Genomic DNA, 20,625 nt, shown 5'->3' with positions numbered 1-20,625 from the left:
AATCCAGAACTCGTATGTAGTTATTATTTTATGAAAACTTAATCTAACAACTTTCTCCAGACATTTGATTCATCAAAATGTCTTTTTTTGTCGTTCCCTCAAAAACGAAGAATATTGAGACAGCTTTGCGTGAAAAAGCAAGAAGCTATTCCCTAGTTTTCAGCTTTCTTAACGCAACAAAGACTTGAAGAAAGGAGGATATGATGAAATTACTTACATTGTTTTCGGCCGTATTACTACTGAGCAGCACGGGCGTCAACACGACGATGGCGTTCCAGCAAGTTGCTTATGCAGAAACAGAGTCACTTTCTGAAGGGACGCAACAATCTTCTGGGGAGGAAACCAATAATTCTGCTGATCAATCGGAAACGCAAGAGTCAACCGAGCAAAGCAGCGAGGAACAAACAACCTCTTCGGAAGCCACCGATGATTCAACGACCGCTAGCCAAGAAGAAGTAGAAGAAACTGAAGCACTGCCCGAAGCAGAAACGCCAGACAGCTCAGAAGATGAAGAGGAGCCAGAATCTGAAAACGAGCAAGTCGAAGGGTTCGATGCAGAAGCTGCAACCATCCAACTGACTGTAGCAAGTGAGACGCAATTGCGGGCAATTTTACTTGGGGAACCCTTCACCGATGAAGAGGGCACGGAGTATCGTTACGAAGAAATCGCTAATGAGCAATCGCTAGTGCTAACTTTTGCCAGCAACTTGGCATTAACTGAGCCAATCAGTGGGATCCAACGGACGAACGTTACCTTTCGTAGTCAAGAATTGCCTGTGATCGTTTCACAGACGGCAGCCGAGAACCTGATGCAGTTTGCGGCACCCGTTCAACTGGCTTGGCAAGGGGTGCAGCAACAAGGCATCCAGTCAGCGCAAGGGCTAGCTCAAACAACTGGGGCATCAACGATCACTTTTGAAGATACCCAACTGGAGCTGACCACTACCGCAGGACGCGTGGTGAATAACAACCAAGCACAACTTCATTTCAAAGGAACCAATGTGGTGACGACAGCGACGTCTTCTATTCCAACCTTGTTCACGGCGGAAAGGCTTTTGGTTGAAGGGCAATTGACGATCAATCATCGCTCCTCAAATGCCACACCGATTTTTGAAATGAACCAAGTAGCAGTCGCTAGCCAAGCTGAAATTTCTGTCACTCGCAGTACCAACAGCAATACTGGCACCGTCTTTCACATGACGGGTACCGCAGCAAGCCTTGATTTTGATCAAGGAAGTGTGACGACGATTCGCCAATCTGGCGCGATGGTCTCCTTGCCAAATGCCAATCAAGATAGTCGATTGACGTTAGCCACAGGGGCAACTCTGGACGTCGGCACAGGACAAGGGCTTTCTGGGAACTCCACCAGTACGTTAGGAGAGATACGGTTACAAGCAGGTAGTCAGTTAAAGCTATCTGAATACGGGACGGTCAGCGGGACGCCTGCCATCAATGTCGGACGCCGCTTCATCGTTGAAAATAGTACCGCAGACCAACCTACCATTATTGAAGGAACGCGGACGGGCACAACGACCGGGGCATTTATTCAACTTCGAAGTGCGAATTCCGCCATCGATTTGGGGGAGCACACACAAACCAAGGTCTCGCAGCATGGACCAATGTTTACAGGGGTGGCAAGTTCCACGATCGTGATCCAAGACCACGTGAAAATGAACAATCAGCATAGCAACGGGTTTAATGGCAACATAGCCGTTGATAGTATTTCGATTGGTGATCAGGTGGAAATAGCCATCAGTGAACCTAGTAATGCCACTGTTGGTCAAGCGTATCGCACCTTTTTCGCAACGTCTTCGGTTCAAATCGGCAGTCATACAACAATTGACGTACCGAGAACGCGAACGACCTCTTCAGCAAGTACATCGAATGTCGTCATCGGTTTAGCATCGAGCAACGGAAAAATCACCATTGGTGACTATTCAGAAATAGCTGTGAATCAGCGTGGGGCGTTCGTCAACGCAAGCTTGGCTCAGGTAACTTTAGGAAAATACGCGAAACTTACTGGTGTGTTAGGTCATGGCTTCACCGCTGGAACGATGGTCGATCAATTTGAGTTGCTTGAAGGGGCTGAAATCACGATTGCTGAGCATTCAACGAGTGCATCAGTCAATGCATTTTCCGTGCAACGACGCTTCTTTCTAGGAGAAAAAGCGACGATCAATTATTCTCGCACGTCATCGGCCGCCAATCCTTTCATTGCATTGGGTTCAACGTCGGCGGCATCCCAATTTCTATCAGAAGCAAATGCAACTATCACCCTCAATCAAGTAGGACCATTGGTTACTGGTCGCAGCACAACAGATATCTATATTGGTGAAGCAAATACGATCAGCCTACAAACCGCACAAGGCTTTACCGGCGGTACCTCATCTGCTGCTTCTTCAACCATTCGCCGGTTGCATGTGGGCAATCACTCTGAGATCACCGTTTCTGGACGAAGCAATGCAAATGTTGATTTTTTCCGCTTTAGAGAAGAAATCAAACTCGGACGTGAAGCGAAAGTAACGGTCAATCATACTACGCGACAAGCAGCACGAGCGGTCTTTCGTTTAACCTTGGCGAACTCGAAATTTACGATGGAAGAAGCAAGTAAAGTCGAAGTTGATACGGGGGGACGATTTTTACAAGGCGTCGGAACGACGGATCTGCTATTTGGCGAAAATTCCTATACGAGAATCAACGCAGCGAGGGGAATGACAGGAAACACCACTGTTCGTTCCGTTACGCTGGGACAACATGCTGAAGTTCATTTGACAGAGCCAACAACGACGGCGATTCAAAATTCAGCAACAAGTCAAAACTACTCCAGAATCCAAGTGTCGCAAAGAGTGGAATTGCAAGACAATGCCACCATGACGTCAAGAAGAGATCGAACGACTTCAGATTCCCGCTTTATATGGTTGACGGCTAGTAATTCATTTGTTCGGATTGGCAAAGGAGCTACCCTTGACGTGGATCAATCTGGAGGAATCTTTAGAGTCACGACTTCCTCTAATTTCATTCTCAATGATGACGCGACCTTTAAAGGAGTTGCGAGAGGGCTAAATACGCAAGGAGGCGGAAACTGGTCATCTAGTCACTCGAATTCGTTCGCAAACATTACCGTTGGTAAACGAGCGGAATTTTCCCTTACTGATAACCGAACAGGCATGGGGACATCAGCAGAATTTATCAATCGACCACTAGTCAATGTGCGTAATTCATTTTCGGCAGAAGAAGACGCTACGGTTGCATTAGAAACCATAAGAAATAAATCTGAAGTTCTTTATTTCAGACTAGCCAATGCACGATTGAATATAAACAATGTGAATTTGTTTGAAATTAGTCACCCTACGACAAGAACTGGTCAAGCCAATGCGCAATTGCAGCGTTTGATCCGCTCCGCACAAAATACGGTTGCGAATGGTTTGCGAATCAATGTGGCAAGTCAAAAACTAGCAGTTTGGGAAAATGCTTCTTTAGAGGCACCAACGGAAGAATTTATCAATATATCAGGAACGATGCGAATCAATCGAAATGGTGGCAATACCTTCCCCTATGGAGGCACAGGAAATGGCGAAGCACGTTCCAGATTGCTGAGTGGCGAACAATTCGATGGTTCCTTAGAAAGTCTTGAAACACAAACAGATATTTATCAAGTGATTGCGAAAAATAATTACAATAAAATTCGTTTTTCAGAACCAGAAGGCCTCGTTGCCCGAATCGATGCATTGAGTGATCAGTCGACTGAAATCACTGGTTCTATGTACGAGGATACCGATATCACAGTGATCTCCTATACCAATACTGACGGAGAACTCGTCGAATTAGACAAAAACTCTGAACGAATTGAATGGGGCGACTATCGTGATGAAAATCAGCTGTATCGCTATTTCCGTATTCCACTAAGAGAAAATGAACGATTGGAAACCGAGACAGAAGTGTCGATTTTCTTATCAAAACCGTCGATTGAGACCTATGTCGATGTGACCGCTCGTCAAACCGTGATTAAAGGTGTGAACTTTGAAGCATACAATATCACCTTAGATCGCTATAAAATTAATGAATTAAGCACGCAAGAAGAATTAGATGCTTTGATCCTTCAAGAAAGTCGTGCGCAAGCCGCAAACGTCTTGACGGAAGCGGATATGACGGAAGACTTTCGCATCGTAGAAACGGATCTTACACGAGAAGTCGACGAAGATGGTAGCTACTTTGCTGTTCTTGAGGTGGGGAATAAAGCCTACCAGCTGACAGTCGGTATCGATGTGACATCGAAACTGGAGCATATGCGAGTGACGATCCCGACCAAAATGGTCTTTGAATCCTTGTACAATACGGCGGAATCGAATCGTAATTTTGAAAGCCAAACGTATGAGATCCGCAATCAATCGCCACTTGCCGTGGATACCTACGTCAATCAACTGGCGATCGATGATAGTGCCAGTATTGTCTTATTAGAAGCGGGAGAAGATCCTCTCGACTATGCCGAAAGTGAAAGCGAAGAAGAAGACCCAACCCTGACCTATGACGATATTTCAACCCCGCTGTTGCGATTAAATCTAAAAACGGAAGAAACACAGATCCAACTCTATGAAGCGATGGAGGAACAACACTTGGTTCGCCTAGAAGAAAGAAGCCGCGTGCCGATTTCCTTAACGGGGGACTTCTATGGAGACTATCCCCAATGGATCGTTGATACAGAAGCCGACCAAGGTGGGTATTATGAAGACTTGCTCGTACCGAAGTATCGCATCGTCTTACGCTTTGTCCCACGAGATTAAAGAAAAAAGATCGTACCAAACGTGAAGGAGGTGAATCCATTGGAGAAAACGAATCAAACCGAAACGAAGGATCGACGGAAATGGATCTTGTGGTTGTTGCTGTTGCTAGTACTTATCGGTGGGATCGGGTACTACTTTTACCAATCAAAAACAGCAGTCCCTTTGATCAGTGCCGACCTGTTGCCAGAATCTGGCGATGCCACCGATCAGCGGGTTTCTGAACGAGCGCAGGAGATTGCGGATGCGAATTATTTCACGCTGCAAATCAATCCAGAAGCCATTTTTGAAGATGGTCAAAGCACAGGATCCATCGAGATCGTCAATCCGGGCACCAATGTTTACCCAATCGCCGTGGATATCTCTTTACTGTCGAGCGGGGAAGTCATCTATTCTTCCGGTGCGATCTATCCAAACCAATTTGTTGAAAATGTCGCCTTGGCGACACCGTTGGCAAAAGGGGAATATCCCGCCAAAGCCACGATCAATATTTACGACCCTGAAAGCAAAGAAAAACAAGGGGTCACTGAAGCTGAATTAACGATTATCGTTAAGAATTAAAAAAAAGGAAAAGTGAGGAAATAAAAATGAAAAAATTTGTAGCAGCTATTCTAAGTACCGCAACGATCGCAGGAGTAATCGCAAGCGGCACCACCGCTTTTGCGACACAAAACATTGACGGACGTGAAGGCGATACGTCAGGAGATGTCCAAGTAAACGGGATCATCGGATCATTCGATAACACAACCCCTGGACCAAATCCCGACGATTTGAACCAATGGATCAATGTGACGATTCCAACGACTGCTTTGTTCTATACGACAGAAGAGTCAAGCCACAAAGAGATCGTTTCCCCTAGCTACACTGTGACAAATAACTCAGCAGTTGGTGTGATCGCTTCTGTTGCGGGTGTTGATACACCATTGAATATGGATGAAGTAGACTTGTTAAACGTAAATGGTATCGAGTTGTTTGAAAACGGCACACCAACCGTAGCAGAAACAGAATTATTTACCCTTGAAGGCAACCAAGGTACGAATGTAGGAACATTTGCGTTCACTGGTGAAGCAACACCGACCGATGCGTCAGAAGAATCAAATCCAAGTTTCAAATTGGTCTTGAGCTTTGCGCCGGATGTAGAGGAAGACTAAGAATTGAAATCCCAGTAAAGAAGGGATCTATCGTATGAAAAAACGAAAACGAATCGTTCTTTTCGTCGCTGTGTTACTGACTCTGACTGTCTGGGATCTATCGGAAACCAGCGTCGCAGAGGCGACGACAGGGCAAGTCTCTGTGACTGGTCGAATCGGTGAAACGGTGACGCAAGAGGAAAAAGCAGACGATGACAATAAGAAAACGATCGTAGCAGATGGTTCTCAAATCGGACAAGGAAAATTACCACAAACAGGTTCATCAAACACAAGCAGTTTGATCATTCTTGGGTATACACTCCTAGTACTGTTTGTCGTCGCAGTAACAAGAAAAAAGAAACACGGTGAAAGCGTCGCTCCTTAACTATAGGCATCGCTAGAAGCGTAAAGGAGAAACTGTGGGGAAAACTTGCAGTTTCTCTTTTTTTGATGAAAGATTTAACAAAAAATGGACCAAAAGAAGAAACAGTACTTAGTGATACCACAAACGCTGTATAAGTGAGGTCAGTGATAGCTTTGAAAGAAGGATACAGAAGATGAAAATCAAGAAAGAAGCGTTTGAAAGAACCATCATAAATAGTGAATACATCGGGTACTATACCCATCTGCTGAGTGCAGATACTTGCCCGTATCACCAAGGGAAACAACTCGATACCATGCGTTACTTACTAGAAAACGATCGTATAGAAGAAATAAAAGCCAGTGCTCGCTATTTATTTCCATTACGTAAATATAAATTACCCAGCAACCTGCAAAAAGAGTATCAATTATTGGAAGAATGTGTCTCCTTTATCTCAAGCTTAAATACCCACCTGCTGATTCCTCAAGCAGCCATTGAGCAAAGTCTTTCAATCAAGGCAGAAAATGGAGCAAAAGATCAAAAAGAGCATTACAAGCAGTTGGTCAGAGGATTGCTGGATATTCTGCATTGACGCCTGTACCTGGGTGATTTTTCAGCAGCTAGAAAAAATAGTGAATGAATAACTAGAAGAACAAGCTGAGCTTTAGGAAGAAAATAACGGGGCTTGTTCCCCTCAAAGAAAGGAGTAAAAAAGCATGACGGTATTTACTTCAAAAACAGAATACCTTGATGGATTTCAAAAGAAATTTGCGGAGTCACACCGCGCCAATGGCGCTTTAGCAGCGTATGTTGAAAAGCAATTGGCCCTCCTTGATGAATTGGTAGCAGCCATTTCACCAGAAACATTTTGGGCGATCACCCCAGATATTCTGGGCATCGACGCCAAACTGGTCTTAGTCACAGAAATGATGCGATTCGACGATTTTTCCGACAATGAGATCATTCGAATCGTTGAAAATGATTACCGCTTTTATCTAAAAGAACTGTGTGGTTACAATCTAGGAACAAAAGCGAAACATTCTCTGGTTTTCAATGTGAGATGAACAGTAAAATGAGTGAACTATAGGGAATAGAGGACTCAAAGGGCTTTTCAAACAATCCTGCAAAATCACAAATCAATCGTATAAGCCATTTCATTTAAGTAATCATTGACTCTACCCCTAGGGGTGGGGTTATTCTTGTTTTAGGAGGGAAATAGAATGAGAATAAGTGAAGTGGCAAAACGGGCAGAGCTGACAAAAAAAGCTGTTTTATATTATTGTGAGCAAGGCTTACTTTTCCCAAAAATTCTAGAAAATGGCTACCGTTCCTTCTCTGAAGCAGATGTTATACGGTTGCAGACGATCGGCTTATATCGAAAACTAGGGTTGAGCGTTGCGGAAATCAAAGCATATTGCGCGCATCCAGAGTATTTGAAACAAATCATTCAGGAAAGAAAACAAGCAGCCCGAAAATTAGAAGAAACCATCCAGCTTTTGGATGCGCTCGCTGATGGAAGACCAATAGAGGAACTGGCAGAAGAAATCGGATCCCTAGACAAGAAAAAGACGATCATGACAAAGCTATTCGAATTGTTTCCTAGTAACTACGGGCGTTTGATTGGATTTCACTTTTCTTGCTATTTAGACGAACCAATTGAAACAAAGGAGCAGCAACAAGCTTTTCAAGAAATCGTGGAATTTTTGGATACTACAGATCCGTTCGTTTTATCAGAAGAATTGACGCTTTTTTTGGAAGAACACACGCCTTCGTTTACGAAAGAACAAGTAGAGGAAATGCGCGTGTTTAAAGAACAAAGTCTTAGTAATTACAGTGACTTTGTCAAAAACAATAAAGAGACAATCCAAGCATACCTTGCGTTTAAAGCAAGTCCTGCATATCTCGATTCACCATTAAAAGAGATCGAAGAGCAGATGAAGCATTTTTACCAATCAAGCGGTTATTATGAAAAATTTATTCCTGCTATGAGGCGAGTAAGTCCTTCTTATGAAGCCTATTACCAAAAGCTGTTAGCAGCAGATGAGATGGAACAAAAACATCTAAAATGAAAAGAAAGCGAAACACCACTGGAACGTATCCTGTAGAGTGTTTCGCTTTCTTTGATTTCTGTGTGTGGGATGGATTGGATAAAGCAATGTTCCTATCGTTTCTTCCCCTGTTTGGATAAAATATCTGTTGGAATGATTGAATTGATTTCAGGAAAATCACCGTTAAAACGATGCCGAATCAGCAAAAATTCTGCAAATAAAATTATTTGTGTTATATTTGAAGGGCATCTGTTCATTTTTTTAATAATCGTTTATTTTTAATCGCGTATAGTGAGAAAAATAAACGATGCGAGGGCTATTTTTTTCGCTTTAATTGATCAGCTGGGGCAGGTTTGTCCAAATAAAACCCTTGTTGAAGAAAAATCTCTTCTTCAAGTAGGTACTCATGGATATCCGAGGTTTCGACCCCTTCGACAATAAATTGGATTTTACGATTGCTGGCGATATTTCGCCAGAAGTCGATCAAAAAGAAAATCTCTTTTTGGGATAGGACTCGCAACGAGATAGGCGAAAATTTGATCACATCGATTTTATCCAGCATCGGTGCAATATTTGTCAGTGAATGAATGCCTGTCCCTACATCATCCAATGCGACAGAGAAGCGCATCTTTTTTATTTGGTTGATTTTGTTCATAAGAAAGGACTTGGGATCACAAGCGATAGAAGGTTCTGTATCGTCTTCGGTGATCTCAATCAAAATACGATCATGGTAGGGAGCTAAATCAGCTAACATCAAAAAGGTTTCTGGGTAGCTGAGTTGTTGCGGGTGGATATTGAGACTGATTTTTGTTTCTTCGTTCGGATGAAGCAAGCTGAAAATTTCATTTCGATACCACTGCAGTAAACGAGTATGTAATTTTTTGTATTTGATCACTTGCTGGAAGAAGGAAAGGGGAAACCTATTTCTTTCGGTACTTCTCAATAATAATTCGTAGCCAATCACTTTCTGACTATCTGCTTTCATTTGAAAGATAGGCTGGGCATCAAAATATAATTGGGGAAATATCGATAAGAGTTCTTGTTCTATTTTCTCAGACATTGGTTTCTGCTCCTTTCTGGGGTCGCTTTATTTTTGGTTTCATGAAGTGCAGGAAAAAAGCTTATTTCGTGCGCTGCATCGTTAAAGAATCGAGCCTTTCAAAATCATGGGCGAACGATTTTAAAGAAAAATCTATGAAAGAAAGAAGGAGTAGTGTGTTTGTCCATCTGATTTATGCTGCGATCTATTCTGTTTTGGTCGTGAGCTTGCTCATTTCGTATGATTTGTTTATCAAGAACTTCAAAGAATTGAATTTACGCCTGTCGTTTAAAATTCTTATTGGTATTGTTTTGTTTATTTCGCAAGTCTACTTTATTATATCATTTTCTTTGAACAGTATCGGTTATGTTGCGTATGAATATACGATTCCAATCTTTATTTATTATTTTGGCATTCTCAAAGAAAAAATCTATCTGGTTGGGTTAGTACCCGTCATTTTGCTGACCTTTTTTGCATTGATCAATAAATTTGAATGGGAAGCCATGCTCTTTATTATCGGATTAAATTACATCATTTTAATCGTTACGGGCTTATTAAAGAAAAGATTTTATGGACAACCAAATCACACGGCATTTTACCTATTTTCGATTTTCGTTACGGTTGTCTCGCCGATGCTCAACGCCTTGCTTTTTTATCGCCGCGAAATTAGCGTTTGGGATGTAGTGTCTTTAGGCATTGGATCTGTGGGGATCGTTTCTTTATGGAAGTATTATTTGCAGAATCAAAAAAATTTCCTGGAAAAAATTAACACAAAAATCATTGAACGCAATTATGATGAGTTGACCAAGGTGAAAAATTTCCGCAGTCTGAACGAGGATATTTCAAAGCTGGCGCTACTTGAGAAGGACCAGCTCGTCGTGGTGATGATGGATTTAGATCATTTTAAGCGCATCAATGATCACCATGGACATCAAATCGGCAATCAAGCCCTATCCTTCTTTTCGGAAAAACTGATGACGTTTCTCTACCAGAAAAGTCCTTCCCATTTAGTCGAAGTCTATCGATATGGCGGCGAAGAATTTTTAGTCCTATTTAAAGAGAATAGTTCTGATGCTGTGAAAAAAATTATTGAAGAATTCCATTTGTTTTTAAGCAATGAACAGTTGAAATTAGAAACCGCCCAATTGACCCTTTACTTTTCAGCAGGGATTTCAGAAGCAGCCTCTGCATTAGACATTTCAGAAACCTTCTACCAAGCAGATCAAGCATTGTACGAAGCCAAAAGGAAGGGCAGAAACCGCACGATTATTTTTTCTTGAGACGTTTGCTTTTCTAAAGAAGGTTTCGCAGTCTTTTCTCAAGTGGATAGGTGTTGTAGGAAACCAAAAGGGAAGACAAGGTCGTATGATTTCTTTAGACGAATATTTTTCAGAAGAAGTTTTAATAAAGAGACAAGGTTCGCAGGCTTCTTTTTCCAGCGTCGTAGCTTTTTCAAAGGGAAGAGAGGAAGCAATCTGGTAAGTATAACGGTTTACCGATTATCTTGAGAGGTTAATTGAAGGGAAAAAACAAGTAGAGTGCTTTTTAAGAAGTGGGAAGAAACCACTTCTTTTTTTGCACCAAGCATTGGGCAGCCGCGCTTGGCAGCATCGACTTGGTTTTCTGGCGTGTTTACAGTCTTTAAAAGCAATGGTATATTTATTTGATAAGTAAATAAAATTATTTTGTGCCTGTGCGTAACGAAGATTGACTAAGGAGACTTCCCTATGAAACCAATTCGGCGAATACTATACCAAAGTGTTTTGTACGTAGCTATTCCTTTGATCGTGAGTCTACTGATTGGCTACCTAGCCAAATGCTCACTCCTGATTCCTGCATCCATTATTTATGGCGTTCTTTTGGTGTTTATGATTCCTTCCGACAGCTTTTTATCAAGCAGCGTGGACTACCAAACGAAACGTATGAATCCAAGTTTTCGTCCTCCGCCATTACAGAGAAGGATTGAAGGTGCGCCAGAGATAATCAATTTTCTCCTCGTTTTAACGGCACTGGTTTTGTGTTTGCTGCTCTTGTTGGTTGGGTAAAGGGAATTCATAGAAATCATGTACTAAGAAGAATGACAAAAAGAAGAGGAGAACAGCGATGAAATTACTCAAACAAATTAATTTAATGGATGATAAAAAAACAATAAAGAGATTGAATCTCGCGGCGATCCCTAGTTTTATTTTTTTCTATGTGTTCTTTACACTCTTTGTCTTAGGTGGTCATGGGTCAAATGCTGAAACTTCGTTTGTTTTCGATCTTTTGATCTTAATGGTTGCGTATTTTATTCTCATCATTATTCATGAATTGATCCATGGTGTCTTCTTTAAGCTTTTTGACCCCAAAGGGAAGGTAAAGTTTGGGTTCAAAAATGGGGTAGCATATGCCACGAGTCCCCATTCCTTTTATTCAAAAGGGAAATTTGCCATCATTTTATTGGCGCCATTCCTTGGCATTTCTGTGGGCCTCTTTCTATTTTATTTATTTGGCTGGTTGACGGCATCTCTTTTTATCTTGATTGCTGCCGCACATGCCGCTTCTTGTGTGGGAGACTTTTACTTTCTTTTTCTGATTGTTAAAGCACCAGCGAACAGTTATGTAGAAGATACTGAAGTGGGGCTGAATATTTATCAAGGAGAGTAGTTTATTTTTCAATTGATCTTGTCAAAATCAAAGAGCAAGAAAATGTATGCTAGAAAATCTCTTACAAAAAAACAAACACCTCAAAAGTGTTTGTTTTTTTATAGGACTGTTTATAAAAAACGTATATAGCAAGAAGACTGTTCGGCCGACAAAAAGACAACTTGTTTTAAACGACCGTTTTCTTATTAGCGCTTTACCGATACAACGGTAAGCTGCCAGCGACTTTATTGATACTCTTTTTCTTGCCTTTTAAACAAAGACCAAAATAAGCCAGTGTTTCTGTGGGAATCGTCTCAAGCGTCTGGCGGTATTGCTCATAAGAATTGGTGGTCTGAGCAACGTCGGAAAAATCAATGATGGTTACTTCTGGATCTGCTTGTTGACTGATCGATTCACGAATGGTCTGCAACTGTTCCTTGTTCGTTTTTAAGATAGGAATGGGGAAGTTGACAATGCCAAGGTGTTTTCTGCCCGTCGAATCGTAAATATCTTCTCCGATTCCTTCGGGAAACAATTTGCCTAAGGTTGCGCCTAAAATTGCTGCAGTATTTGCAACTAAGCCAATCGGTAATTGTTCATCGATAATCATGACACATTTTTCTTGGTTATTCATACGTTCTCACTCCATCTTCTTGGTAAATTGTTTGGTAAGCTTTCGGGGTGACCCCAATCAAGCTTTTAAAGATACGGGTAAAATGACTTTGGTCACTAAAACCTGTCAGAAAAGCGACTTCTGCAATTGCTTCTTGTGCTTCTAGTCTTTTCTTGGCAGCACTGATGCGCACCGTACTTAAATATTGAAACGGCGACAGCCCATACGCTTTGGTAAACTGCCGAATCAAGACGTACTGATTCATTCCAAGAACGTCACTTAATTCACTCAAGGACAATTTTTCGGCATAATGTTGATCGATATAGGCTTTTGCCGTTGCGGCTTTATTTGACACCGGGTCCGTTTGTTCGTGGGTGAAATCCGCATACTGAACAAGCAGGTCGTGAAGCAGACAAGTAAAGCGTTCTTGCTTTTCAAACTCATCACCGCGATCCGACAGCAGCAGCTGATGAACTGCATGAAATTCCTCTTTTTCTTTCACTTGGCGAATGACCGGTTCAGGAAAGTGGGGCGTCAATTGAGTGTTAAAAATTTTTTGTACTTGTACCGCCATGTTCTCCGGGGTTAAGTGGATATTACGGTAAACCAGCTTCTCCTCCGTGAGTTGCTGGCAGCGGTGGGCAGCCTTTGGCGGAATCAAAATCAAGTCGCCTGCTTCAACGATATAGCAGGTATTTTGACAGGTGAATTGACGCGTCCCAGCTTCCATCAAGCCAATCACATAATATTCGTGCCAATGGTTAGGAAACTCCTGCTGGATGCCGTTAAATAATAAAGCTTCTACACCAAGGGTGCTATCTTGAATGATTTTTCGTTCATTTCTCATCTGCATTCTCCTTTTTGTTACTATAACAAAAGTGGTTTTTGGTGAATAGAATGATATTGACTTTTGACTATTTTTCTTGATGGAAGGCACTTGGTTGGGACTGAGAAAAGAGGCTGGAGAAGGTCGGAAAAGAGTGGATCAGGCTTGAAGAGAGAACAGCGGGTTATTTTGACGAATTTATGGAATGAATCACAGCAGATGGACCATGCGCCGTGAAAAAATAATGATAAATCCTTGGCATTTGAAAGTTTTATTGATGGAAGTATGGGACCATTTGACTGCAGTAAAGTTTGTGACGGTGGCTATCTTTGAAAGGTGGTGGTGCTTATGAATGTAAGTACTAACTCTTCAGAAAGGAGAAGCCTTTTTGTCCACAGCGGAAGCAATCGGGCTAATGATCAGTTTTGGTACATTTACCGCCATGCTGATCTTTGGTATCCTAGCCGCAGTGAAAAATGACAAAAAAAAATAACCGTCGACTTTAACAGGGAAACGGTTATCTTTTAAGTTAAAAAACCTGTCGCCGTCTTAAATGGCGCTGCAGAGGGGTTGTGGCAACAACTCCTCTTTACATAGTTAGTATAGCAAGAAGAGAGTGATTTTTCAACTTTAACAAGGATATTTTCAAACAAAATCGATAAGCGACATAGGCAAAACCTTATTCTCAATTGGAATAAGGTGTTCGATGTAGTCATTTTTGAAAAGTGTTCGAACATCTAAAAACGAATGCAATGTTTAAAGAAAAGGGAAGCATGATTATCGAAACTAGCGGCTAATAAGTTCCAGATAAATTCTGGTACATTTATTGCCGTGCTGCTCTTTCGTATCCTAGCCACAGTGAAAAATAACAAAAAAATAACCGTCGACTTTAGCAAGGAAACGGTTATTTTTTTACTAATAAAACCCTGTCGCCTTCTTAAAAGGTGCGAAAGAGGAGTTGTGGCAACAGGTTTCTTCTATACAGATCACTATCGATCATATTCGTGAATGCTAATCTACCAGTCGCTCGAGATCGTAGGAAAAACCGTTTTGCTTACTTAGTTCCTTGTAAAACAAGCCGCTTTTCTTTATTGTACGTTTCTGTGTGGCTAAATCTAAAGAAACTAAGCCGTAGCGGTTTTTATATGCATTGATCCATGACCAACAATCAATGAATGTCCATAGATGGTATCCTTTTATATTACAGCCATCTTGAATTGCTTTCCATAAATAGGCGAGATGGTCTTGGATAAATTCAATGCGATAGTCATCAATCACCTGTCCATTTTCATCCATGAACCGTTCTTCATTAGCAACACCCATGCCGTTTTCTGAGATAAAGGATTCAATATTTCCGTAGTTATTTTTGATATCCATACATAAATCATAAATTCCTTTTTCATAGATTTCCCATCCACGATATTCATTCATTCGACGGCCAGGCATAATATGCGGTTCAAAGAACCATTCTGGTAAGAATGGACTTTCTAGATTAACGGCAGAAGTTCTTGCTTTGACACGGCGTGGTTCATAGTAGTTTAGACCAAGTATCTGTGCGGTATTCTCTTCAATAATTTTTAGGTCTGTGTCATTGAAATCAACGGGTAATTGGTCATATTCCTCCAGCAACGAGATTAGTTTTTCTGGAAATACTCCTTTGACCATGGGATCTAAGAAACTACGAGTATAAAAAAGATCCGCAATTTCTGCTGCTTTTTTATCTGCTGAATTTTGGCTTCTTGGGAAAGTAGGACTCAAATTGAGAATTACTCCGATTTTGCTAGATAGCTGGTATTTTTTAAAAGTTTGAATGGCTTTTGCATGGGCTAATATGGTAAAGAACGCTGCTTGAGCACCACGCTTAAAATCAATGAGATTTGGATAGTGAAAATCTTCTAAATAAGAGCCCAAGATTGGCCCCAAAGGTTCGTTAAAGGTGAACCAATGATAAACTAAGTCGCCAAACGCTAGAAAACAGGTATCAGCAAAATTTACATAAGCATCAACAACTTCACGTGATTCCCATCCCCCTTTATCTTGTAATTTTGCGGGCATATCAAAATGATAGAGATTCGCAAAAACTTTGATATTATTATTTTTCATTTCGGTAAAAAGATCTCGATAATAGGCTATCGCTTTCTCGTTTGGTTTACCAACCCCATCATTTGGAAACATTCGTGCCCATGAGATAGACACACGAAATGAATTGTGCCCCGTTTGTTTCATCAATTGAATATCTTCGTGGTAACGATGGATATGGTCTGTCGTAATACTAGGTCCAATTCGTTTATAAAAACGATGAGGTTCTTCGTGAAACCACCGATCCCATACTGTCTCTGCTTTTCCTGTTTCTCCACGCCCTTCAGATTGTTCTGCTGACCAAGCGGAGCCCCACCAAAAGTCATCTGGAAATGTTAACTGAGTTTGTCTTGACATTATCGTTTCCTCCTGTTCGTTTTTAATAGTGTAACATTGCTTTCGATATAAATAAATACTTTTTATTAAAAATATATATCTTTGTGTGATGGGTATGTTTTTAGCTGTAAAAAGACAATTTTTTATGTTAAAGTATAAGTAATAGAGATGAGTATGAGGGAGTAAGTTATGAAGAAACAGCCAAAATATATGGAGGTTTATACGGAGGTAAAGAAAAAAATTGCCAATGGAACCTATCAAATCGGCGAAAAATTACCTACAGGCGATGAACTTGCGCATGAGTATCAAACAAGTAAGCTCACTGTGAAGAAAGGTATTGATATGCTAGTATCAGAGGGAGTTTTACGAACACGTAGTGGATTCGGAACGGAAGTTCTACGCAGACCAATTGATAATTCGAAAGTGTTTGGACCAAAAGAAGGTCTTTTTGATTTAGTAGGGGAAGAACATGTGACTTCTGAAATCCATACGTTCTCAATTGAGTTGCCATCGAATGAAGTGGCAGAAATTTTAGAAATAAATCAAAAAGAGTATGTCTATAATATTATTAGAAGTCGTTTTATTGATGAACAACCGTATTCTATTGAGCAAACGTTTATGCCACTTTCTGTTATACCGGGGTTAGAACCAAAGCATTTGAAACGTTCTGTATATGGCTACATTACAAATGAGCTTGGTCTAGAGATTAAATCTTCCCATATTTGGATCAAAGGTGATGTGGCAAATGACTTCGATGCGGAAATTCTTTCTGTAAAACCAGGCGAGTTTATGATAGAGGTAGACAAAGTGGTGTCATTGTCATCTGGTGTACCGTTTGAATATTCTCTTTCGAGACATTTATACAAAGATTTTATTTTTGAAGCAGTTTTTGTTGAGAAGTGAAGACCAACGAATTTCGTTGGTCTTTTTTTGACTTTTAAAAAAGATATATAATTTTAAATAAAGATATTTACTTTTTTAAAAAACTGGTGTATGATCATCCCATAAGCAATCGCTTACAACTGAAAAAGGAGACTGATCGGGATTATGAGTAAAAAAGATGCTATTTTTGAAAAGTTCGGAATAATAGCCACAAGGCTAGGGAACCAGATTCATCTTCGAACACTAAGGGATGCTTTCGCCACTTTTATGCCTTTTATGATGTTGGCGGGATTTGTTACATTGATCAACTATGTTATTTTAGAGCCAACAGGATTTATGGGAAATATCATTGATCCAGCAACATTAACGACGATTCAAGAAATCGGGACTTCCATCAGTAATGGAACGCTAAGTATAACGACGCTATTAGTTGTTGCGGCAGTTTCTTATCATATGTGTGTTAGCAGAAATTATACAAATCATATTGCTGCTGTTCTAGTCGCTATTTCAACGTTTATTGTTCTCACCCCTATGATGACGATGTTTACACCAGAAGGAAGTCAAGAAGCGCTGGAGGTAGGTGGGGTTATTCCTGTCACTCATACTGGTGCGTCAGGAATGTTCGTTGGAATTTTTGTGGGCTTAGCTGCTACGGAACTCTTTATTAAGTTATCAAATAACAAAAAGTTACAAATTCAGTTGTCAGGAAATATCCCACCAGCTGTGTTGAAGTCATTTAACGTCCTTATTCCAATCATGATTACCGTGACTACCTTCGCAATTGGTTCATTTGCAGTCAATCAATTATTCAATATGGATGTTAATTCGTTGATTACTACTCTAATCACTGGACCTTTAAGTAGGGTAACGACAGGTTTACCAGGGTTCCTCTTAATTACATCAATTGCAAATCTATTTTTCGGGTTTGGAATTCATCAAGCAGTGATATCAGGTTCACTTCTCGATCCGTTCTTAATTCAAAATATGCAAGAGAATATGGCTGCTTATGCGAATAGGGAAGATATTCCACATATCATAAACATGGCATTTAAAGATACGTTTGCTGTTATGGGAGGATCAGGAAATACTATTGCTTTGCTAATTGCTATTTTTATCTTTAGTCGTCGTAAAGACTACAAAGACTTTGCAAAATTATCCGTAACTCCTGCACTATTTAATATCAGTGAACCGATCATTTTTGGTTTACCAATTGTTTTCAATATTAGTTTGATTATTCCATTTGTATTGGCGCCGATTTTTTCCCTAACAGTTGCATATTTTGCAACAGCTGTTGGTTTAATCAATCATGTAGTCGTGCAGATACCTTGGACCACTCCTCCCGTCATATCTGGATTTTTAGCAACTGGTGGCGATTGGCGAGCATCAGTCTTGCAAATTGCGATCATTGCTGTGAGTGTTTTTATCTACTTACCATTTTTACGTATCGATGAAAAAGTTACCTCAACAATAGGGAATGAAGAGGCAAATGATTGAGAAGAGGAAACTTCACAAGATTTTTTGAAGTCTTCTCAAACCAAAGGTAAGAGAAACAAATAAATTGAACAAATCTATATATCAAAAAGAGACCACATAGATACATGTGAGTCTCTTTTTTTGTGGGGATATCGATCGGTGAACTTGTGAATAGAGGGAAAGAATTACCTGAAGAATTTTTTTTACAAATCTATTGAGTTTCCATTCTATTTCTCACGGTTTTCGCTAACTTTTCAATAATGTACATTGCCGGTATCTGTGTTGTAATATCAGCTTCATTAATTTTTTCTAGCGAAATATTATAGGTTATTGCAATATCAGCTAATTTAGAAAGTGTTGAATTAGAGCTGCTGGTAATTCCTATTACTGAGCTTTCTGATAGATTCAAATGATTTAAATATTGAATGATTTCTGTGGTCTCGCCCGAAACGGATAAAGCGACGATACACATTTTTTTTGCTAACTCAGTGGATAGGTAATTAATAGGGTAATTACTAGGATCTTCAATGCGAATCGCCATGTTAAATAGCGACGAGAAATAAAGTGAACCATATTCAGCAACAACATTTGAGGAGCCTACGCCAATAAAAATAATCAGCTCTTTTTCCATCAATAAGTGAACTGCCTCATCAAATTTATCTTCAAAGAATTTGTCTTGTGTGCGTGCTAAAAAATTCAAGAGTTCACTCTCAAAATCAAGTGTTTTTACCTCTTTTTCTTCTTTAAGAGATTCGAGATACGCACTGAGGTAAATTTTAAATTCAGAAAAACCGGTACAGCGAAATTTTTTACAAAAGCGTAGTACGCTGGCAGTACTCGTATGACTTTTCTCAGCTAATTCACGAATACTCATGGAAGCAACTGCATTTACGTCTGAAATTATTGCTTTATATACTTCAATATCCGTTTCATTTAAGTCTGGTTGATAGTCAAGAAACAACATAGTAATCCCCTCCTGTTACAAATTGTAACAGGATTGTAACCGGTGTCAATCGTTTGCTTTTGTAACCGTTTACTTAAAGGCGGTATTTATGGAGATAAAAATAATCTATACTGACCATGTAGTTAAGTTAAAGGAGTGTTTCAGGATGGATAAAGGAATAAAAATTGCAACAATTGGCGGTGGATCAAGTTATACACCAGAATTGATAGAAGGATTTATTAAACGATATGCTGAATTACCGATTTCAGAATTATGGCTTGTGGATATTGAACAAGGAAGAGAGAAATTAGAAATTGTTGGGGAACTTGCTAAACGTATGGTAAAAAAAGCGGAACTTCCAATGAAAATTTATATGACTCTTGATCGTGAAGCGGCATTAAAGGGTGCGGACTTCGTTACGACCCAATTTCGTGTAGGTCTTTTGGAAGCGCGAGCGAAAGACGAGAGAATCCCTTTAACATATGACACGATTGGACAAGAAACGAATGGTCCAGGAGGGCTTTTTAAAGGATTACGCACGATTCCCGTTATCTTAGAAATAGTGAAAGACATGGAGCGTCTTTGCCCAGAAGCATGGCTGATCAACTTTACTAATCCAGCTGGCATGGTGACAGAAGCTGTCTTACGCCATAGCAATATGCGTAGAGTAGTAGGTTTGTGTAATGGACCAATTGGAATAGAACGTGGCATTGCAGAAACATTAAAAGTACCCAAAGAAGAATTATATGTTGAATTTACTGGACTAAATCATATGGTTTTTGCGAAAAAGATTTATCATAAAGGGATTGATGTGACTCAAAAAGTACTTACATTGATGACGCAAGATGCTGGTGATGCAGTTGGTCTGAAAAACATTGCTGATTTAGAATGGGAACCAGATTTTTTCCGAACACTTGGCATGATTCCCATCGGCTATTTAAGGTATTACTATCAGACAGCCACTATGTTGTCTGAGCAAAAACAATCAGCAGAAAAAGAAGGAACTCGTGCAGAAGTTGTGCAGAAAATCGAACATGAATTGTTTGAACTTTATAAAGATGAACATCTAGCAATCAAACCACCTCAATTATCAGAACGTGGGGGCGCTTATTATAGTGAAGCAGCATGTAATTTAATTAATTCCATCTATAATGACAAACGTGATATTCAAACGGTCAATACAAGAAATAATGGAGCCATCAGTGATATCGATTGTGATTCAGCGGTTGAAGTAAATTGTTTGATTACAAAACAAGGACCGATCCCTTTGACTACAGGTGAATTGCCTATTCCTATCAAAGGGCTGGTTCAACAAATTAAGTCTTTTGAACGTATAGCGGCCCAAGCAGCTGTTACGGGAGACTATAACACTGCTTTATTAGCGATGACGATCAATCCCTTAGTTCCAAGTGATAGGACAGCAAAGCAACTACTTGATGAAATGCTTTTGGCACACAAAGAATATCTGCCGAATTTTTTTAAAGGAGAATGA

19 protein-coding genes are annotated in these 20,625 nt (G+C 40.2%); 14 read left to right on the top strand and 5 right to left on the bottom strand.

What is annotated here, in order from left to right; all coding sequences use genetic code 11:
• Positions 1-200 precede the first annotated feature (200 nt).
• The 7 genes from ECA1_RS13645 to ECA1_RS13615 all read left to right on the top strand — a co-directional run bounded on the left by ECA1_RS13645 (position 201) and on the right by ECA1_RS13615 (position 8,338).
• A complete protein-coding gene (locus ECA1_RS13645) occupies positions 201-4,781 on the top strand; it encodes a hypothetical protein (RefSeq protein ID WP_060792773.1) in 4,581 nt (1,526 codons plus the stop codon).
• Positions 4,782-4,820: 39 nt separating this feature from the next.
• The gene (locus tag ECA1_RS13640; protein ID WP_060792772.1) at positions 4,821-5,339 is read left to right on the top strand and encodes a hypothetical protein; all 519 of its coding nucleotides are present in this window, start codon (positions 4,821-4,823) and stop codon (positions 5,337-5,339) included.
• Positions 5,340-5,365: 26 nt separating this feature from the next.
• A complete protein-coding gene (locus ECA1_RS13635; protein WP_060792771.1) occupies positions 5,366-5,929 on the top strand; it encodes a hypothetical protein in 564 nt (187 codons plus the stop codon).
• A gap of 34 nt (positions 5,930-5,963) precedes the next feature.
• On the top strand, positions 5,964-6,293 hold the full coding sequence (locus ECA1_RS13630) for an LPXTG cell wall anchor domain-containing protein (RefSeq protein ID WP_060792770.1): 330 nt from the start codon (positions 5,964-5,966) through the stop codon (positions 6,291-6,293).
• A 172-nt stretch (positions 6,294-6,465) separates the two neighbouring features.
• Positions 6,466-6,861 carry a hypothetical protein gene (locus tag ECA1_RS13625; protein ID WP_060792769.1) on the top strand — a complete coding sequence of 132 codons (396 nt, stop codon included), beginning with the start codon at positions 6,466-6,468 and terminating at the stop codon, positions 6,859-6,861.
• Positions 6,862-6,985: 124 nt separating this feature from the next.
• On the top strand, positions 6,986-7,333 hold the full coding sequence (locus ECA1_RS13620; RefSeq protein ID WP_016609683.1) for a DUF7006 family protein: 348 nt from the start codon (positions 6,986-6,988) through the stop codon (positions 7,331-7,333).
• 156 nt (positions 7,334-7,489) lie between these two features.
• Positions 7,490-8,338, top strand: coding sequence for a MerR family transcriptional regulator (locus ECA1_RS13615; RefSeq protein WP_060792768.1), 849 nt, complete (start codon positions 7,490-7,492; stop codon positions 8,336-8,338).
• Between the two features lie 295 nt (positions 8,339-8,633).
• Here ECA1_RS13615 and ECA1_RS13610 read toward each other — a convergent pair whose 3' ends face one another.
• Positions 8,634-9,377, bottom strand: coding sequence for an EAL domain-containing protein (locus ECA1_RS13610; protein ID WP_010748787.1), 744 nt, complete (start codon positions 9,375-9,377; stop codon positions 8,634-8,636).
• Positions 9,378-9,511: 134 nt separating this feature from the next.
• Between ECA1_RS13610 and ECA1_RS13605 the strand changes: the two genes are divergently transcribed.
• The 3 genes from ECA1_RS13605 to ECA1_RS13595 all read left to right on the top strand — a co-directional run bounded on the left by ECA1_RS13605 (position 9,512) and on the right by ECA1_RS13595 (position 12,002).
• A complete protein-coding gene (locus tag ECA1_RS13605) occupies positions 9,512-10,636 on the top strand; it encodes a GGDEF domain-containing protein (protein ID WP_236596094.1) in 1,125 nt (374 codons plus the stop codon).
• A 447-nt stretch (positions 10,637-11,083) separates the two neighbouring features.
• Complete coding sequence (locus tag ECA1_RS13600; RefSeq protein WP_060792767.1) at positions 11,084-11,401, top strand: hypothetical protein; 318 nt, start codon at positions 11,084-11,086, stop codon at positions 11,399-11,401.
• A gap of 58 nt (positions 11,402-11,459) precedes the next feature.
• Entirely contained in the window at positions 11,460-12,002 is a 543-nt protein-coding gene (locus ECA1_RS13595) for a DUF3267 domain-containing protein (protein ID WP_060792766.1), read from the top strand.
• Positions 12,003-12,195: 193 nt separating this feature from the next.
• On the opposite strand, the gene ECA1_RS13590 is transcribed toward ECA1_RS13595, so the two are convergent.
• Positions 12,196-12,615 (bottom strand): DUF2000 domain-containing protein, encoded by a 420-nt coding sequence (locus ECA1_RS13590; RefSeq protein WP_005232083.1) that lies wholly within the window; start codon positions 12,613-12,615, stop codon positions 12,196-12,198.
• Positions 12,608-13,441, bottom strand: a complete 834-nt coding sequence (locus ECA1_RS13585) for an AraC family transcriptional regulator (RefSeq protein ID WP_005227514.1) — start codon at positions 13,439-13,441, stop codon at positions 12,608-12,610. Before ECA1_RS13585 ends, ECA1_RS13590 begins: the two co-directional genes overlap by 8 nt.
• A gap of 367 nt (positions 13,442-13,808) precedes the next feature.
• Here ECA1_RS13585 and ECA1_RS17280 point away from each other — a divergent pair, with 367 nt between their 5' ends.
• Positions 13,809-13,913 carry a putative holin-like toxin gene (locus ECA1_RS17280; protein WP_017144486.1) on the top strand — a complete coding sequence of 35 codons (105 nt, stop codon included), beginning with the start codon at positions 13,809-13,811 and terminating at the stop codon, positions 13,911-13,913.
• A 518-nt stretch (positions 13,914-14,431) separates the two neighbouring features.
• Here the strand turns inward: ECA1_RS17280 and ECA1_RS13580 are convergent.
• The gene (locus ECA1_RS13580) at positions 14,432-15,856 is read right to left on the bottom strand and encodes a glycoside hydrolase family 1 protein (protein ID WP_060792765.1); all 1,425 of its coding nucleotides are present in this window, start codon (positions 15,854-15,856) and stop codon (positions 14,432-14,434) included.
• A 168-nt stretch (positions 15,857-16,024) separates the two neighbouring features.
• Between ECA1_RS13580 and ECA1_RS13575 the strand changes: the two genes are divergently transcribed.
• Entirely contained in the window at positions 16,025-16,738 is a 714-nt protein-coding gene (locus ECA1_RS13575) for a GntR family transcriptional regulator (RefSeq protein WP_060792764.1), read from the top strand.
• 144 nt (positions 16,739-16,882) lie between these two features.
• Positions 16,883-18,211: a PTS sugar transporter subunit IIC gene (locus ECA1_RS13570; protein WP_005227522.1), complete on the top strand. Its 1,329-nt coding sequence runs from the start codon at positions 16,883-16,885 to the stop codon at positions 18,209-18,211.
• A 190-nt stretch (positions 18,212-18,401) separates the two neighbouring features.
• Here the strand turns inward: ECA1_RS13570 and ECA1_RS13565 are convergent, their stop codons facing one another.
• Entirely contained in the window at positions 18,402-19,154 is a 753-nt protein-coding gene (locus ECA1_RS13565; protein ID WP_005227526.1) for a MurR/RpiR family transcriptional regulator, read from the bottom strand.
• 145 nt (positions 19,155-19,299) lie between these two features.
• Between ECA1_RS13565 and ECA1_RS13560 the strand changes: the two genes are divergently transcribed.
• Positions 19,300-20,625, top strand: a complete 1,326-nt coding sequence (locus ECA1_RS13560) for a 6-phospho-beta-glucosidase (RefSeq protein WP_060792763.1) — start codon at positions 19,300-19,302, stop codon at positions 20,623-20,625.

Origin of the sequence: Enterococcus casseliflavus NBRC 100478 (genome assembly GCF_001544095.1) — a bacterium.
GTDB classification, from domain to species: Bacteria; Bacillota; Bacilli; order Lactobacillales; family Enterococcaceae; genus Enterococcus_D; species Enterococcus_D casseliflavus.
This window is presented reverse-complemented; position numbering and strand designations above follow the sequence as displayed.

Coding starts and splice junctions, on each gene's coding strand:
- ECA1_RS13560 (WP_060792763.1), top strand. CDS start 19,300: ATGGATAAAGGAATAAAAATTGCAACAATTGGCGGTGGATCAAGTTAT.
- ECA1_RS13565 (WP_005227526.1), bottom strand. CDS start 19,154: ATGTTGTTTCTTGACTATCAACCAGACTTAAATGAAACGGATATTGAA.
- ECA1_RS13575 (WP_060792764.1), top strand. CDS start 16,025: ATGAAGAAACAGCCAAAATATATGGAGGTTTATACGGAGGTAAAGAAA.
- ECA1_RS13625 (WP_060792769.1), top strand. CDS start 6,466: ATGAAAATCAAGAAAGAAGCGTTTGAAAGAACCATCATAAATAGTGAA.
- ECA1_RS13615 (WP_060792768.1), top strand. CDS start 7,490: ATGAGAATAAGTGAAGTGGCAAAACGGGCAGAGCTGACAAAAAAAGCT.
- ECA1_RS13600 (WP_060792767.1), top strand. CDS start 11,084: ATGAAACCAATTCGGCGAATACTATACCAAAGTGTTTTGTACGTAGCT.
- ECA1_RS13590 (WP_005232083.1), bottom strand. CDS start 12,615: ATGAATAACCAAGAAAAATGTGTCATGATTATCGATGAACAATTACCG.
- ECA1_RS13595 (WP_060792766.1), top strand. CDS start 11,460: ATGAAATTACTCAAACAAATTAATTTAATGGATGATAAAAAAACAATA.
- ECA1_RS13630 (WP_060792770.1), top strand. CDS start 5,964: ATGAAAAAACGAAAACGAATCGTTCTTTTCGTCGCTGTGTTACTGACT.
- ECA1_RS13635 (WP_060792771.1), top strand. CDS start 5,366: ATGAAAAAATTTGTAGCAGCTATTCTAAGTACCGCAACGATCGCAGGA.
- ECA1_RS13620 (WP_016609683.1), top strand. CDS start 6,986: ATGACGGTATTTACTTCAAAAACAGAATACCTTGATGGATTTCAAAAG.
- ECA1_RS13605 (WP_236596094.1), top strand. CDS start 9,512: ATGAAAGAAAGAAGGAGTAGTGTGTTTGTCCATCTGATTTATGCTGCG.
- ECA1_RS13610 (WP_010748787.1), bottom strand. CDS start 9,377: ATGTCTGAGAAAATAGAACAAGAACTCTTATCGATATTTCCCCAATTA.
- ECA1_RS13570 (WP_005227522.1), top strand. CDS start 16,883: ATGAGTAAAAAAGATGCTATTTTTGAAAAGTTCGGAATAATAGCCACA.
- ECA1_RS13585 (WP_005227514.1), bottom strand. CDS start 13,441: ATGAGAAATGAACGAAAAATCATTCAAGATAGCACCCTTGGTGTAGAA.
- ECA1_RS13580 (WP_060792765.1), bottom strand. CDS start 15,856: ATGTCAAGACAAACTCAGTTAACATTTCCAGATGACTTTTGGTGGGGC.
- ECA1_RS13645 (WP_060792773.1), top strand. CDS start 201: ATGATGAAATTACTTACATTGTTTTCGGCCGTATTACTACTGAGCAGC.